Annotated in this window: 11 protein-coding genes and 1 pseudogene; 5 read left to right on the top strand and 7 right to left on the bottom strand. The window is 72.6% G+C overall.

Annotated features, from left to right (window positions below; translation table 11 throughout):
• Nucleotides 1-80: 80 nt before the first annotated feature.
• Nucleotides 81-1,982, bottom strand: a complete 1,902-nt coding sequence (locus PZB77_RS25520; protein ID WP_275494961.1) for an FAD/NAD(P)-binding protein — start codon at nucleotides 1,980-1,982, stop codon at nucleotides 81-83.
• The gene (locus PZB77_RS25515) at nucleotides 1,979-2,875 is read right to left on the bottom strand and encodes an amino acid ABC transporter permease (RefSeq protein ID WP_275494960.1); all 897 of its coding nucleotides are present in this window, start codon (nucleotides 2,873-2,875) and stop codon (nucleotides 1,979-1,981) included. Before PZB77_RS25515 ends, PZB77_RS25520 begins: the two co-directional genes overlap by 4 nt.
• Nucleotides 2,876-3,429: 554 nt before the next feature.
• Between PZB77_RS25515 and PZB77_RS25510 the strand changes: the two genes are divergently transcribed.
• Nucleotides 3,430-4,362 (top strand): ABC transporter substrate-binding protein, encoded by a 933-nt coding sequence (locus tag PZB77_RS25510; RefSeq protein WP_275494959.1) that lies wholly within the window; start codon nucleotides 3,430-3,432, stop codon nucleotides 4,360-4,362.
• Between the two features lie 56 nt (nucleotides 4,363-4,418).
• Here the strand turns inward: PZB77_RS25510 and PZB77_RS25505 are convergent, their stop codons facing one another.
• Nucleotides 4,419-5,600 (bottom strand): DUF5685 family protein, encoded by a 1,182-nt coding sequence (locus tag PZB77_RS25505; protein WP_275494958.1) that lies wholly within the window; start codon nucleotides 5,598-5,600, stop codon nucleotides 4,419-4,421.
• Nucleotides 5,601-5,913: 313 nt separating this feature from the next.
• On the opposite strand from PZB77_RS25505, the gene PZB77_RS25500 reads away from it, so the two are divergent.
• Complete coding sequence (locus PZB77_RS25500) at nucleotides 5,914-6,357, top strand: cell division protein SepF (RefSeq protein ID WP_275494957.1); 444 nt, start codon at nucleotides 5,914-5,916, stop codon at nucleotides 6,355-6,357.
• Nucleotides 6,358-6,419: 62 nt separating this feature from the next.
• On the opposite strand, the gene PZB77_RS25495 is transcribed toward PZB77_RS25500, so the two are convergent.
• On the bottom strand, nucleotides 6,420-7,658 hold the full coding sequence (locus PZB77_RS25495) for an acyl-CoA dehydrogenase family protein (protein WP_275494956.1): 1,239 nt from the start codon (nucleotides 7,656-7,658) through the stop codon (nucleotides 6,420-6,422).
• A gap of 655 nt (nucleotides 7,659-8,313) precedes the next feature.
• Here PZB77_RS25495 and PZB77_RS25490 point away from each other — a divergent pair.
• Entirely contained in the window at nucleotides 8,314-9,318 is a 1,005-nt protein-coding gene (locus PZB77_RS25490) for a phosphatase PAP2 family protein (protein WP_275494955.1), read from the top strand.
• 135 nt (nucleotides 9,319-9,453) lie between these two features.
• Here the strand turns inward: PZB77_RS25490 and PZB77_RS25485 are convergent, their stop codons facing one another.
• On the bottom strand, nucleotides 9,454-9,669 hold the full coding sequence (locus PZB77_RS25485) for an I78 family peptidase inhibitor (protein WP_275494954.1): 216 nt from the start codon (nucleotides 9,667-9,669) through the stop codon (nucleotides 9,454-9,456).
• A gap of 368 nt (nucleotides 9,670-10,037) precedes the next feature.
• Nucleotides 10,038-11,020: pseudogene (locus tag PZB77_RS25480) on the bottom strand (YafY family protein).
• 409 nt (nucleotides 11,021-11,429) lie between these two features.
• Here PZB77_RS25480 and PZB77_RS25475 point away from each other — a divergent pair.
• Both PZB77_RS25475 and PZB77_RS25470 read left to right on the top strand, forming a co-directional pair.
• Nucleotides 11,430-12,212 (top strand): hypothetical protein, encoded by a 783-nt coding sequence (locus tag PZB77_RS25475; protein WP_275494953.1) that lies wholly within the window; start codon nucleotides 11,430-11,432, stop codon nucleotides 12,210-12,212.
• Between the two features lie 137 nt (nucleotides 12,213-12,349).
• Nucleotides 12,350-12,661: a hypothetical protein gene (locus PZB77_RS25470; protein WP_275494952.1), complete on the top strand. Its 312-nt coding sequence runs from the start codon at nucleotides 12,350-12,352 to the stop codon at nucleotides 12,659-12,661.
• A gap of 130 nt (nucleotides 12,662-12,791) precedes the next feature.
• Here PZB77_RS25470 and der read toward each other — a convergent pair whose 3' ends face one another.
• Nucleotides 12,792-14,261 (bottom strand): ribosome biogenesis GTPase Der, encoded by a 1,470-nt coding sequence (gene der / locus PZB77_RS25465; protein WP_275494951.1) that lies wholly within the window; start codon nucleotides 14,259-14,261, stop codon nucleotides 12,792-12,794.
• Nucleotides 14,262-14,298 lie beyond the last annotated feature (37 nt).

The raw sequence follows: 14,298 nt of genomic DNA, 5'->3' as shown, positions 1-14,298 counted from the left end.
CGGCATGGCATCTCCTTGGACGCGGGGTAGCGGGCGGACGCGGTCCGGAGGCTCGGGGGCGGTCGGGGCGCCGGGGCGGGTCACGTCGCGAGGACGGGTCGGTCCGCCGGGGCGGGGGCGGGGCGGTCCTCGGGGGCGGGGCGGCTCACAGAGGTCCGGTGGTCCGCCAGGGTGTGCAGGAAGGCGAGTACGGCACGGGCGGCTCCGTCGTTCTGGCTGAACGCGGGTCCCCCGGTGCGCGGCCGGGTGAAGGCGCCCGAGGAGCGTGCCGTGGTGAAGGGGCCGAGGGCGAAACGGCGGGGGTGGGCGACGCCGTCGCGGTCCTGTATCCGGCCGTCCCGCGGGGAGACCTGGAGGAGGCCGTTGTCGGTGACCGCCGCGCCGTCCTCGTACAGGCCGCGCAGGAGGGGGCTGCTGGTGTGCCGCAGGGAGGGGGACGGGAGACGGGCCTCGACGAGCGCCCGGGCCTCGACGTGCGCACCGGGGACGGTGGGGCTGCCGGCCCGGAAGACGCCCTGTTTCTCGTCGGCCTCGACGGTCATGTCGGCGCCGAGGAAGCGGACGACTCCGGCACGGGAGAGCGCGAGCAGCTGTTCGAGCCGGGGCCCGGGCGGTCCGGAGGCGAGGTAGCTGAAGAATCCGTGCCAGCTGTCTCCGGAGTCGCCGAGGGCCACCAACTGCACGTAGGCGGAGAGGAGTCCGAAGAAGACGGCGAGGTCCGAGGAGTGGGCGGAGTCATGACGGCGTGCCAGGTCCGCGGTGATGTAGTCGCGCAGGGTCTCCTGGAGGGCGTCCTGGGTGGGGAGCGTGAGCCCTTGGAGCGGCCGGTCGAGCACGTCGAGGTCGAGGCGGTCGGCCGGGTCGGGTACGGAGCGGGCGACGAGCTCGACCAGCTCGGGGCTGCCCGGCTCGGCTGCTTCGTGGTCCCGCCGGAACTCCTCCCAGGACGTGGTGGTGCGCTCGGGGTGCGCGGTGAAGAGCCGGTGGTAGTGGGCGTGGGCGAGTTCGCGCGCGATGAGCGGCCAGACGTCGCGCCGGAAGTCCAACGGGCCCGGTGCGGAGAGGAGTTTCCCGATGTGCTCGGGTCCGAGGTGGTGGGGCAGCGGTGGACGCTCGCCCTCCCAGCCGTAACCGATCTTCGAGTGGTACGGGACACCGCGCCGGGACCCGACGTGCAGCACGGGTTCCCGTCCGGACGGGTGGTAGACGCCGTCCTCGTGCCGTCCGCCGCGGCCCTCGGTGAGGAGCACCATCAGGTCGACGAAGGCCAGTCCGAAGCCGCGCACGATGACGGGCTCGCCGGGGAGCAGCGCGTCGAGGTCGGTGTCCGCGGTGAAGTCGGGCGGCAGGTGGACCAGGTCGTTGCGGAGTGCGAAGGAGGCCAACTCCTTCTGTTCGTCGTCGAGTTCTGCGTCCAGGTGGCCGACGGTGAGGACGACGAGGTCGGCGACGAGCGGTTCGGCGCGTCCCTCCAGCCAGACGCGCTGCCGGCCGTCGCGCGGACCGGTGACCCGCAGTGCGCGGGTGGGGTGCTCGTGCACGGTGATCCCGGCGGGCAGGGCGGCGGCGGACTCCTCGTAGAACCAGCGCAGGTAGACGCTCTGGAGCCGGCGGGTCGGGAAGTCCTGCCCCGCGAGGGCGTGGATCTCCGCGAGGACGGCGGGTTCGGCGTCGACGGTGATGCGGCCCGCCCGGACGTCCTCCGCCCAGGCGTCCAGGGCGGGTCCCGGGCGGACCGGCCCCTCCTGGCGGACCGTGTCGTCGGTGAAGACGGTGACGTCCTGCGCCATCGAGTTCATCCAGAGCAGCGGTGACTGGTCGTGTCGCCAGATGCGGCCGCCGCCGGCCGGGTGGGGGTCCACGAGGTGGATGTCGAGCCGCTCGCCCGCGTACAGCTCGGCGGCGTTGGCGGCGATGCGCTCGATCAGACCGGTGCCGCGGGGACCCGCTCCGATGATGACGAGGGTGGGTGCGAGGCTCATCGGGCGTCCGCCGTTCCGCGTGCGTAGTAGCGCTCGACGTAGTGCTGGCCGATGCTGAGGAGGGAGGTGACCACGACGTACCAGATGGTGGCGACCAGCAGCAACGGGATGATCTGGTAGGTGCGGTGGTACACGAGCTGCACGGAGTAGAGCAGGTCCTGCACGGCGATGATGCTGACGATCGAGGTGCCCTTGAGGGTGCCGATCAGCATGTTCCCGGCCGGCGGGACGATTGACCGCATCGCCTGCGGCAGCACGATCCGGCGGAACCGGCGCCAGGGGCCGAGACCCAGCGACTGCGCCGCCTCCACCTGGCCTCGTTCCACCGAGAGGATGCCGCCGCGCACCACTTCGGCGGCGTACGCGGCCTCGTGCAGGGTGAGCCCGACGACGGCGACGGTGAGCGGGCCGAGGAGGTTCACGGTCTCGACGCCGAGGATCTTCGGGTAGAGCGCCCCGATGTTGAACCAGAACAGCAGCTGGACCAGGATCGGGGTGGACCGGAAGAGCCAGACGTACCCCCAACTCGCCGCTCGCAGAACGCGGTTGCTGGAGAGCCTCATCACCGCGAGCAGCCCGCCCAGCGCGAAGCCGAGCACCATGACGACGGCGGTCAGCCACAGGGTCAGTCCGAGTCCCCGCAGGACGGAGTCGGTGGTGAAGTACTCCCCGACCACGCCCCACTGGAACGCCTTGTTACGGACCACGGAGACGAGGACGAGGGCGAGGAGGACGAGGACGACGGCGGCGGACAGGCGCTGGCCCGTACGGCGCACCGGCACGATGCGGGGGACGGCGTCGCCCCCGGGATCGGGCGGGTCCGCGGCGGAGGTCGCGTCCGGGGAGAAGCCGGAGGCGGGTGCGGGAGTGAGGGATTCTGTCTTCGCGGACATGCTGGGGCTCCGTGGATGCGGGATCGAACACGGGGCGCGGCTTCACAGCGAGCACGATGCGGACCAGGCCCCTCAGCACCGGTCCGCTCATGAGATAAGCGGCGTACGCGCCCCTCTGTCAAGCCTGTCCACACTGTGGGCCCCGGTCCGGCGGCAGTTGACGGACCACCGAATGCCTGTTCCACTGGGCGCATGTATTCGCAGCAGTGGCTGGTCACCCGCTCCCACATCGACTTCGGTCGCGTGTGGTCCTCTTCCTGTTGAGCTGACCCCCTGCTCCTCTCCGCACGCTCGCGCCCTCGCGCGTCTTCGAGCGTGAGCGTTCCTCCCCGCGTGACTTCACCCGCACGAGAGCACCCTCCCCTCCCCTCGCACCACTGACGACCTCCGCGCTCCGCTCCGCGCTGCCCCCGGGCCGTGCCCGGCGGGGCCGGCCGGCATACCCCGGCACGTCCAGCGCGTCCGCCCCGTGGCGGTGCACCCACCCATCAGGTCCATCCGCAGCGTCCGGTACACGTCCGGCACGCCCCCGATCCCTCTGGAGCAGCTCCGTCATGCCCAGCACCCGGCACACCGTCACCTTCGCCCTGATCACCGCCGCCACCCTCGCACTCGCCGGGTGCGGGACGGGCGAGCCCGCCACGGCCCAGGCGGGCAGCAAGGCCGCCGAGGACACACCGAAGAACGACGTGGTCTCCGCCGTGCGGAAGGACGAGGCGGCGGCGGCCCTGCTGCCCGCGGACGTCAGATCGGCCGGAACGCTGAGAATCGCCAGCGCCGCGGGCGCCCCGCCGGGAGCGTTCTACGAGGCGGACGGCAAGACCCTGTCCGGCGCGGACGTCGACTTCGCCGACGCGGTGGCCCGCAAGCTCGGTCTGAAACTCCACCGCGAGGTGGCCTCCTTCGAGGCGATCCTGCCCGCGCTCGGCAGCGGCAAGTACGACCTGGGCACCGGGAACTTCGGTGTCACCGACGAACGGCGCGCGACGATCGACTTCGTCACCTACATCAACGACGGCCAGGGCTTCGCCGTGCGCGCGGACAGCAAGCTGAAGGAGGTCACCGACCTCACCCAGCTCTGCGGGCTGAACGTCGCCACGGGGGCCGGCACGACCTTCGAGGTGACGCTGGAGAAGAACAAGGGCGTGTGCTCGGCGGCGGGCGAGAAGCCCTACACCGTCCAGACCTTCGCCGACCCGACGTCCATCTGGATCGGGCTGCAGCAGGGCCGGGTCGACGTGGTGATGTCGACCATCAACGGTCTGCGCTACGCCGTGACCCAGCAGAAGAACGTCCGCTTCCTCAACGAGTTCAAGCGGCTCGACGTCGGCTTCGCCTTCAAGAAGGGCACTCCACTGGCCCCCGCCTTCCAGGCAGCGGTGAACAGCCTGAAGACGGACGGCACCTACGACCGCATCCTGAAGAAGTGGGGCACCACCGCGTCGGCGATCGAGACCTCGCAGATCTCGCCCCCCGAGATCAAGTGAGACCCCGCGGGCGCGGCCGGCACCCCTTCGGTGGCCGTGCCGCGCCCGCCGGTCGTTCAGCAGTCGCACCCGCAGTCGCAGTCGCAGCAACTGCATCCGTCGCCGCAGCTGGAGCAGTTCGAGCAGCAGTCACAGCAGTCGCAGCAGTCCCCGCAGTCGGCCTGGTGGCAGAGGCCCTCGCGCCGTTCGCGCGACCAGGGGCCCTCGTAGGTGCCGCAGCACATCTGGCAGGTGCAGGCGAGGCCGGCCCAGACCAGGCATCCGGTGATGAGTCCGCGCCGGTCGCGGGGCGGCGGCGGAGGCTGGGGCGGCGGCGCCGTCGGACCACCGGGGGCGAAGGGGTTGCCGGGGGGCGGCCCGTACGCCTGCCGGTGCCCGCAGGAGTCCGTGGCGAAGGCCCGGTCGACCGCGCGGCGCAGTTCGTGCACCAGCAGGACGTGCACCAGCTTGCCGTCGCTGAACTCCGCGTCGGCCAGCGCCAGCCGCACCCCGCGCACGGCGTCGTCGCAGAGCCGGCGGGCCTCGGCGAGCGGGGTGCCGGTGGCGGTGAGCGGGTTCCACGCCCCCGCCTCGGCGTCGGCGCGCTGGTCCTCCACGGCGTCCAGCAGGTGTGCCAGCCGCCCGAAGAGCCGTCCCGCCTCGGCGAGCGGTGCCGCGTTTCCCGGTCGGCCCGCGAGGACCGCGGTGTGCGCGAAGGCCGCGGCGGTGGCCGTTTCGGTGGGCTCGGTGACCACGAGCAGCGGGGTGCCCGTCACGACCAGGGACTCGATCCCGGCCTGCCGGTCCACCGCGTCCACCAGGACCGCGGTGTCGAAGCCGAGGGCCGCGCCGCTCCTGGCCCCCGCCCGGTCCCAGCCCGCCGCGACCCGGCGGGCGGCGGCGGCGACCGGACGGTGCGCCAGCAGCCCGTCCCGGTCGGCGACATGGTCGCGGACCTTGGCGGAGGCGAGGACCAGGGAGACGGCGGCGGCGAGCCGGGCTCCCTCGCCCCGGGCGACCGGCGCGGTCCGCATGGCGCGCAACGGGCAGGGGCCCGCGGTGCGCCGGCCGGACGGGACGCGGCCGAGCTGAGCCTCCGTCAGGACCGAGACGATCAGGCCGTCGTAGTTGGTCACGATCCGGGCGAACTGTCCGTGGTCGGAGCGCAGAGCGAGACAGAGCCCGCAGAGATGGGCCATCCACTCGGCTCTCAGCCCTTCGCTCAGCCGGTGCGTACACGGCCTGACGATCCCGAACATGAAGTGTCCCCCCGAAAACTCCGACGAGGGCTCAGCGACCCCTCGCACACGCGCGCGTCGGCCATCGTACCGATCCGGCCGTTCACCCGTACGTCCCGCGTCTCACCCGTACGGACCGGAGCATCGTATTTTCTTCCTACAAGCCCTCTTATTCGGTCGCAACCCTGACGAACCGCCACATGTTCTGCATCAGTAGCGTCACGAATCCCCTGCGTGCCGACTATCCACTTGGCGCGGTATCCGCATGATGGACGACCATAGGGATACGAAAGACATGCGGAACATCAGAGAACCGCGGTGAGAGGAGGCGTCCATGGGATCGGTACGCAAGGCGAGTGCCTGGCTGGGCCTCGTGGAGGACAGCGACGAGCGCTACTACGACGACGAGTACTCCGAGGCCACCGAAACGGGGGCACACGGCCAGGCGTGGGTGACCGACCCGCGGGTCCAGGTCGCCTCCGAGGCCGCCGAGGAGCAGGAGCGGCGCATCGCCACCGTGACCCCGGACAGCTTCCGGGACGCGCGCACCATCGGCGAACTCTTCCGGGAGGGCGTCCCGGTGATCCTGAACCTCACGGCCATGGACCCCGCCGACGCCAAGCGCGTGGTGGACTTCGCCGCCGGGCTCATCTTCGGCCTGCGCGGTTCGATCGACCGGGTCGCCACCCGGGTCTTCCTGCTGACCCCGGCCCACACCCACGTGGTCAGCGGCGAAGCCTCCGGCCGGCGGACCGGCGGCTTCTTCAACCAGAGCTGAGCAGGGCGCTCGCCGCGGCGCTCCGGACGCCGGCCCACCGTCCCGCACGGGCGGGCGCGGCCCTACCGGAAGGCGTCCAGGCCGGTGAGCGCCTTGCCCAGCACCAGCTGGTGCATCTCGACGGTGCCCTCGTACGTGAGCACCGACTCCAGGTTCGTGGCATGCCGCATCACGGGGTACTCCAGGGAGATCCCGTTGGCACCGAGGATGGTGCGCGAGGTGCGGCAGATCTCGATCGCCTCCCGCACGTTGTTGAGTTTTCCGAAGCTGACCTGTTCGGGGCGGAGCGAGCCCGCGTCCATCCGGCGGCCCAGGTGGTGGGCGAGCAGGATGCCCTTGTGGAGCTCCACCGCCATGTCCGCCAGCTTGGCCTGGGTGAGCTGGAACCCGCCGATGGGCCGGCCGAACTGCTCCCGGGTCCGCGCGTAGTCGACGGCCGCCTCGAAGCTCGACCGGGCCGCCCCCATGGCGCCCCACACGATTCCGTACCGCGCGTGGCTGAGGCAGCTCAGCGGGCCCCGCAGTCCGCTCACCCCCGGCAGCACCGCGTCGGCGGGCAGCCGCACTCCGTCCAGCACCAGTTCGCTGGTGACCGAGGCGCGCAGCGACCACTTGTGCCTGATCTCGGGTGCGGAGAATCCGGGACGGTCCGTCGGCACCACGAACCCCCGGATGCCGCGCCCCGCGTCGCCCTCGTCGGTCTGCGCCCAGACGACGGCGACCCCCGCGACCGACCCGTTGGTGATCCACATCTTGCGGCCGGTGAGGATCCAGTCGTCGCCGTCGCGCCGGGCCCGGGTACGCATGCTGGCGGGGTCGGATCCGTGGTCGGGCTCGGTCAGCCCGAAGCAGCCGATGGTCTCGCCCGCCGCCATGGCGGGCAGCCATTCGCGCTTCTGCTCCTCGGAGCCGTAGCGGTGGATCGCGTACATGGCGAGCGAACCCTGTACGGAGACGAGGGAGCGGATGCCCGAGTCGGCGGCTTCGAGTTCCAGGCAGGCGAGGCCGTACTGGACGGCCGAGGCGCCCGCGCAGCCGTACCCCTGGAGGGACATGCCCAGCGCGCCGAGCGAGCCGAGTTCGCGGGCCAGCTCACGGATGCCGGGCAGCTCTCCCTTCTCGTACCACTCGGCGATGTGCGGCAGCACCCGGTCGGCCGCCCACGCGCGGACGGCGGCGCGGATCGCGAGGTCCTCGGCGCCGAGGAGGTCGTCGACGCCGATCGGGTCGCCGGGGTCGAAGGGCGGAAGCTTCGGCCGGCGGGCGGTCCCGCCGGGCTCGTCGTGCTCGGTGCTCTGCATGGTGCCTCCGGCGGCTCGCGCGGTCCTCCCGGCCACCACCCCGCTCGGGCGGCCGGGACCGGCGCACAAACTAGCAGTGGTAGTCAGCTTCGCGGGCGACGCTACGGCTCAGCGGGGCGCTCGTCCAGAGCCGGTCGCCCGGGCCGGTTCGCGTCGCGCGGGAGGCACCTTCCGGCCGGGCCCGGGCCGCCCGGCTCCTGGTGGCCGGCCGTGCGGGGGCCGGCGATCCGGGACTCCGGCTCCGCAGGGCCGGGACCCGCCCCGCCGCGCACTCCACAGCCCTCGCGGTGGACCGCATCCGCGTACCCCACCCGTCGCTCCCGCGTGGCGGACCGGAGCGGTGAGGGTGGCCGCGCTCCCCGGGCCCGGCACCGACGTCTCCCCGGCCGGCGGACGGCGAGTACAGCGTCGGCCCGGGCGGAGCGGAGGACGGCAAAGGCGGGGGGAAATGCGGGGCGCGACTTCTCCGGAGAAAGGGACCGGCGGTCACCACGGCACGGAGGAAAGCACCCGGAAGGGGGAGAAGACCCGATCCCGTCGTTTTTCTTCCGGGACCGGAAAACGGCACGTCCGGAGAGCCGGGCCACATCACATGGTCATCACAAACCGGTGGGATCGACCGGGTCACACACTCACTCGCTGTAACGTCGATTGGGTGCGTACCGACATCTTTGCCCGGCTGGACCGGGAGCCGGAACCGCCGAAGATAGAGATCCCGCGGATGAGTCGTCACCGCGTGGCCCTCTTCGGCGGGACGTTGGCGTTCTACCTCGTCATCGTCCACCTGGTCCTGATCTCGTCCTGGCTGGTGGCTCTCGACTGGAAGGTCATGCTCTTCCGGCCGTATCAGCAGTGGCCGTCGCTGCACGCCTTCCTCGACTACTACGTCGTCCTGGGCCAGCGAGGACCGACCGCGGTGATGATCGCCAGCTGGCTCGGCTGGCGCTCCTGGCGCCAGCACACGCTGCGGCCGCTCCTCACGCTCGGTGCGGCCCTCCTGCTGCTCAATGCCTCCGTGGGGGGCGTCAAGCACGTGCTCGGGCGCCTCGGACCCCACTACGCGACCCAGATCGGATCGGCGGAGCTCTTCGCCGGCGGCGATATATTTCCCTCCGGCCACACCGCGAACGCCGTCGTGACCTGGGGCATCCTCGCCTACCTGGCGACCACTCCACGGGCCCGGCGCTACCTGTCGGCCATCTCGGCGACGGTCTCCCTGGGCGTGGGGCTCACCACGGTGTACATCGGCACCCACTGGCTCAGCGACGTCCTGCTGGGCTGGGCGGCCGGACTCCTCGTCCTGCTGGCCCTGCCCTGGACGGAGCCGCTGATCACCCGGGCCGAGCAGCTGATCCTGAGCGCGCGCGACCGGTGGCGGGAACGCGGGCGCCGGAGGGCCGCCGTCCTGGTCCCGGTCGCCGCCGGTACGCCCCGGCCGCTGCTGCCGCTCGGCGCGGCGTCCGCCGGTGAGGCCGCAGCGAGCCTGCCGGACGGCGTGCCGGGGCTGATGCCGGCCCGGGTCCGCGCGGCTCCGCACCCGGCCCATCCGGCCCGTACGGAACGTTCCCCCGGGACGCCGGCCGGATCGCGGCGGCCCTCGCACACGGACCGGCCGCCCCGGAGCGGCAGCGCCCCGGCCCGTCCGATGACGGGCGGCTGAGGGCCGGTCCCCGACCACTGCGGGCGAAGGCCCCGGCTCCGGCCGGGGCCTTCCGCGTGCCCGGGCCGGACGGCTCCGACGTGAAGGGCCTGGCCGTACGGGGGTCCCGCGCGACGTCCGGGGAGCGGGAGGGGATCAGCCGATCCAGCAGCGGGTCACGGTGGAGTCCTCGACCTGGAAGTTGATGCGCCCGGGGCGGAACTCCATGGTCAGGAAGGTGCCGGGCGCCACGGTCCGGACCGTGGTCCAGCCGCGCGCGACGGCCCTGCGCTCAGCGGTCTCGGCGTCCAGGCCCACGTAGGGCTCGGCCGGGTCGTCGGGCCGGGCGGGCGGGGTCGGCAGGGAGCTCATGCCCTCCACGGTAGGGCCTGGGGGCGCCGGCGGGCAGTCTCCGGGGAGACGGGAAGCGGCCCGGCCCTCCGCCCCGGAGCCCTCTGCCGGTGCGGCGTCGGTCACACTTGTGTCACAAGATCCACTCATGTATTCAGCTCGAACAATTGCCTCGAACAAGTCGGCCGCCGCACGCGGAACGGTAAGGAACAGGGCTCCGCGCACACGCTCCGTGGCGGGCACGCAATTCCGCGGAGGATCCCGGACGGAACCGCTCGGACTCCTTCCGCGGAGAATTCACGTCGGAGTGCGCGCCCCCCGCAATTCATCAGTTCTTATGCCGCCCTTATCCGCCCTCACCAAGCCCACACATCCTTCCGGCGCGTCCACTATGTGGAATGTCCAGATCTACGCAAGGCCGAGGTCAGCAGGTCACGGGCGGCCCGGATGCGCGCGGTGAGCTCCGGCGGCTCCACCACCGCGAAATCGAATCCCGTCATCAGCACGTGGATGACGAGCACGTCCAGACTCACCGCCCCCGAGGTGAGCAGGCAGCTCCCGGCGTCCACCGGTTCCAGCACGCCCGCCGAAGGGCTGATCCGGGTGGCCGCCTCCTCGGCGGAGACCATCAGCCGGACCACCCCCTGACCGGGTAGGCGGTGATCGAGACGCCCCGGGAGACGTAGGCGGCCAGGTCCTCGGCCGGGAGCGGGCGAGGGGTGAAGCGGGCGCCGTGCGGCGGCGTCGGGGTGATCCGGTCCACCCGGAAGGTGCGCCAGTCCTCCCGGTCCACGTCCCAGGCCACCAGGTACCAGCGGCGCTCGGCGCACACCAGCCGGTGCGGCTCCGCGTGCCGGCGCGACTGGGCGCCGCCGTGGTCCCGATAGGTGAACCGGAGTCGCCGGCAGTCCCGGCAGGCTCCCGCGAGCTCGGTCAGCAGCCCCGGGTCCACGCTGCTCCCCTCCGGCCCCGGACCACGCACCATGGGCACCGTGAAGGCGCTCAGCGCGCCCACCCGGCGGCTCAGCCGGTCCGGCAGTACCTGCTCGACCTTGGCGAGCGCGCGTACCGAGGTCTCGCCGATGCCCTCGACCCCGTGGCCGGCGGCGGTGCGCAGCCCGACCACCACCGCCACCGCCTCGTCGTCGTCCAGCAGCAGCGGCGGCAACGCCGCCCCCGCACCGAGCTGGTAGCCGCCGCCCGTACCCGGAGTGGCGTGGACGGGATAGCCCAGTTCGCGCAGCTTGTCGACGTCGCGCCTAACGGTGCGCGGGGTGACGCCGAGGCGTTCGGCCAGCTGGTGGCCGCTCCAGTCGCGGTGGGCCTGGAGAAGTGAGAGCAGGCGCAGCAGTCGTGCCGAGGTCTCCAACATGCCGGGGAGTCTGCCAGCACTCGCGGACACCTTCCGTCCGCGAATACCGCTCCCCGCCGCCGGTGCCCGTCCGGACCCCCTGACGGACCGGTCCGGCGGGCGGCCCGTCGAAAATCGTACGGACGCTGCCCCCGATGCTGTACGCGTGTCAGGAGAGCAGGGGCCCTGCCCGAGGGCACCGGGCGGGCTTCCGCAGCGGCCCCGCGGCCCCGTACCGGGGCGTCGACCGGGCGGGGAGCCCGGATTCCGGCCGCGGGGCGAGGGGTCCGGCCGGAGCGGCCGGGGTGCCGTCGCGCCCGGACGCCCCCCTTTAGATGGGCCTCGGGGCGTGACCCGGGCGGCGGGTCGTCCGTTGTTCTTGCATGAGCCGGGACCCGCCCGGCCACGCACCGACTCCTGGGAGCCACCCGTGCCGCGCATGCTCGACGTCAGCGAGGACGTCCGCGCCGAGATCGGCGACGCCGAAGCAGACCGGCTGCTCGTCGGCGACAACGCCCCGGGCAGCTACGACTGCACCTCCTGCCGCACCCCCGGCGACTCGGAGCAGGAACGCACCAGCACCGTGCTGTTCGTGGGCGACGAGACGGCCGTGCTGGCCTTCGCCCACGCCTCCTGCATCCCGTCCCAGGTCGTGCGCGTCGCGGAGGACCAGCTCCAGGGCGCGGTGCGCAGTATCACCGGCAGCGAACCGCAGAATCCGGAGGGGCTCATGCCCGAACAGGCCGTCCTCGGCATCACCAGCGGACTCGTCCTCATCGAGGACGACCTCCGCCCGGCCCTGGTGGTCGAGCCGACCGGTCCGATCGCCCGGCCCGGCACCGACGGCAGCGGGGGCGACGAGTTCCTCCAGCTGCTCCTGGAGCAGGGTTTCCGCTCCTCCCACGGTCTGGAGCGGCTGCCCGGGCTGCTGCCCGGCTGGTCGGTGCTGCTGGCCATGGGCCAGCTCCACGCCGTGCTGCAGCCGGGATCCGGCGGCGGCTCCCCCGTGGCCTGGTGGCAGGCCCACCAGCCCCTCCAGGTCACCGACGGGTGGCGGGCCGCGGCGAACAAGTCGCAGCAGGTCCTGGTGTTCGCCGCTCCGGCGGGTTCGATCGGCCAGCAGCCCCGCGAGGACCTGCTCAGGGACGCGCTCGACAAGGCGGCGGTCAACGGTCTGCTCGTCGCGGCCGCGATGCCGCTGGCCGGGACCTGACCGTGTCCACGCCTCCCGCCGGTCTCCGGCGCGTGGCGATTTCTCCTCCGGGCCCGCATCCCGCGGCCGCCGGGGTCGTTGGCCCTCATGTGCACTCATACGACCCTCCCCGCCAGCACCTGAGCCCGATCCCCGGCATGCGTCCGTCGAAGGACGCCGCGGGGGGCTCGTCGCCCACCCCGATCTACGACGCGCTGTACTCCGAATACCTGCGGTCGTTCCGGGCGCTTCCGGGTGACCGCAGCGGTGAGGAGAGCCTGAGCTTCCTGAGCTTCGGCGGTCCCCACCGGCTCGTCGGCCGTCCGGGGAGTTTCGGACACGCCGCCGCTGCCGCGCAGCAGGGCCGCACGGCCGCCCAGAGCGGCGGGGTGGGCGCCTGGCAGCGGGTGGGCCGGCACGCGGGGCGCCCGCAGCCGGCGGCGCTGCCACCGGGCTCCCGGGAGCCCTGAGACGGGCCGTCCGGCCCGGGCGGAGGCCCGGCCGCCCGCCGAAGGTCCCGGCCGGCACACGACGGAGCCCCGGACGCTTCCCTCCTGGCGGGGGGAGCGTCCGGGGCTCCGTCGTGTGCCGGCCCGCGTGCTACTTGTTGCGGCCGCGCTTCTCGCGGACGCGCACCGACATGTGGATCGGGGTGCCCTCGAAGCCGAACTCCTCGCGCAGACGGCGCTCCACGAAGCGGCGGTAGCCGTGCTCCAGGAAGCCGGAGGCGAAGAGGACGAACCGCGGCGGCTTGGTGCCCGCCTGGGTGCCGAAGAGGATGCGGGGCTGCTTTCCGCCCCGGACCGGGTGCGGGTGGGCGGCGACGATCTCACCGAGGAAGGCGTTCAGCCGCCCGGTGGGGATGCGGGTCTCCCAGCCCTCGATGGCCGTCTCGATCGCCGGGACCAGCTTCTCCATGTGCCGGCCGGTCACCGCGGAGACGTTGACGCGGGGCGCCCAGGCGATCTGTGCGAGCTCCGTCTCGATCTCGCGCTCCAGGTAGTAGCGGCGCTCCTCGTCGAGGGTGTCCCACTTGTTGAAGGCGACGACGATCGCGCGTCCGGCGTCCACGGCCATGGTGATGATCCGCTGGTCCTGGACGCTGATGGACTCGCTGGAGTCGATCAGGATGACGGCGACCTCGGCCTTTTCGAGCGCGGCGGCGGTGCGCAGCGAGGCGTAGTAGTCCGCGCCTTCCTGGAGGTGGACGCGGCGGCGGATGCCGGCCGTGTCGATGAACTTCCAGGTGATGCCGCCGAGGTTGATCAGCTCGTCCACCGGGTCACGGGTGGTGCCCGCGAGCTCGTTGACGACGACCCGGTCCTCGCCCGCGACCTTGTTCAGCAGCGAGGACTTGCCGACGTTCGGGCGGCCGATGAGGGCGATGCGGCGCGGGCCGCCGACGGGGGTGCCGAAGCGCTGGGCCGGGGCCTCGGGGAGGGCTTCGAGCACGGCGTCGAGCATGTCGCCGGTGCCGCGGCCGTGCAGCGAGGAGACCGGGTGGGGCTCACCGAGTCCGAGCGACCACAGGGCGGTGGCGTCGGCCTCGCCGCTCTGGCCGTCGACCTTGTTGGCGCAGAGCACGACGGGCTTGCCGGCCTTGCGGAGCAGCCTGACGACGGCTTCGTCGGTGTCGGTGGCACCGACGGTCGAGTCGACCACGAAGACGACCGCGTCGGCGGTCTCGATGGCGTACTCCGCCTGGGCGGCGACGGAGGCGTCCAGCCCCAGCACGTCCTGCTCCCAGCCGCCGGTGTCGACGACCTTGAAGCGGCGTCCGGCCCACTCGGCCTCGTACGTGACGCGGTCACGGGTGACGCCGGGCTTGTCCTGGACGACGGCCTCGCGGCGGCCGATGATGCGGTTCACCAGCGTCGACTTGCCGACGTTGGGGCGGCCGACGACGGCGAGGACGGGCAGGGGGCCCGCTCCGGCCTCGTCGAGGGCACCCTCGATGTCCTCGGGCTCGAAGCCTTCCTGCGCGGCGAGCTCCATGAACTCCGCGTACTCGGCGTCGCCAAGTGCTCCGTGCTCGTGGTCCGAGCCGTCGGAGTGAATCTGGTCGTTCATGAAGTCCGTTCCTCTGTACGTCATCATCGATGGGCCG

It is taken from the genome of Streptomyces sp. AM 2-1-1 (assembly GCF_029167645.1).
Lineage (GTDB): Bacteria > Actinomycetota > Actinomycetes > Streptomycetales > Streptomycetaceae > Streptomyces.
Note: the sequence above shows the minus strand (reverse complement) of the source record. Positions and strands in the feature narration are given on the sequence as shown.

What these genes read in the sequence shown, in the direction of transcription:
- PZB77_RS25520 (WP_275494961.1), bottom strand. Translation starts at nt 1,982, where the DNA reads ATGAGCCTCGCACCCACCCTCGTCATCATCGGAGCGGGTCCCCGCGGC.
- PZB77_RS25505 (WP_275494958.1), bottom strand. Translation starts at nt 5,600, where the DNA reads ATGTTCGGGATCGTCAGGCCGTGTACGCACCGGCTGAGCGAAGGGCTG.
- der (WP_275494951.1), bottom strand. Translation starts at nt 14,261, where the DNA reads ATGAACGACCAGATTCACTCCGACGGCTCGGACCACGAGCACGGAGCA.
- PZB77_RS25485 (WP_275494954.1), bottom strand. Translation starts at nt 9,669, where the DNA reads ATGAGCTCCCTGCCGACCCCGCCCGCCCGGCCCGACGACCCGGCCGAG.
- PZB77_RS25495 (WP_275494956.1), bottom strand. Translation starts at nt 7,658, where the DNA reads ATGCAGAGCACCGAGCACGACGAGCCCGGCGGGACCGCCCGCCGGCCG.
- PZB77_RS25515 (WP_275494960.1), bottom strand. Translation starts at nt 2,875, where the DNA reads ATGTCCGCGAAGACAGAATCCCTCACTCCCGCACCCGCCTCCGGCTTC.
- PZB77_RS25510 (WP_275494959.1), top strand. Translation starts at nt 3,430, where the DNA reads ATGCCCAGCACCCGGCACACCGTCACCTTCGCCCTGATCACCGCCGCC.
- PZB77_RS25500 (WP_275494957.1), top strand. Translation starts at nt 5,914, where the DNA reads ATGGGATCGGTACGCAAGGCGAGTGCCTGGCTGGGCCTCGTGGAGGAC.
- PZB77_RS25470 (WP_275494952.1), top strand. Translation starts at nt 12,350, where the DNA reads ATGCGTCCGTCGAAGGACGCCGCGGGGGGCTCGTCGCCCACCCCGATC.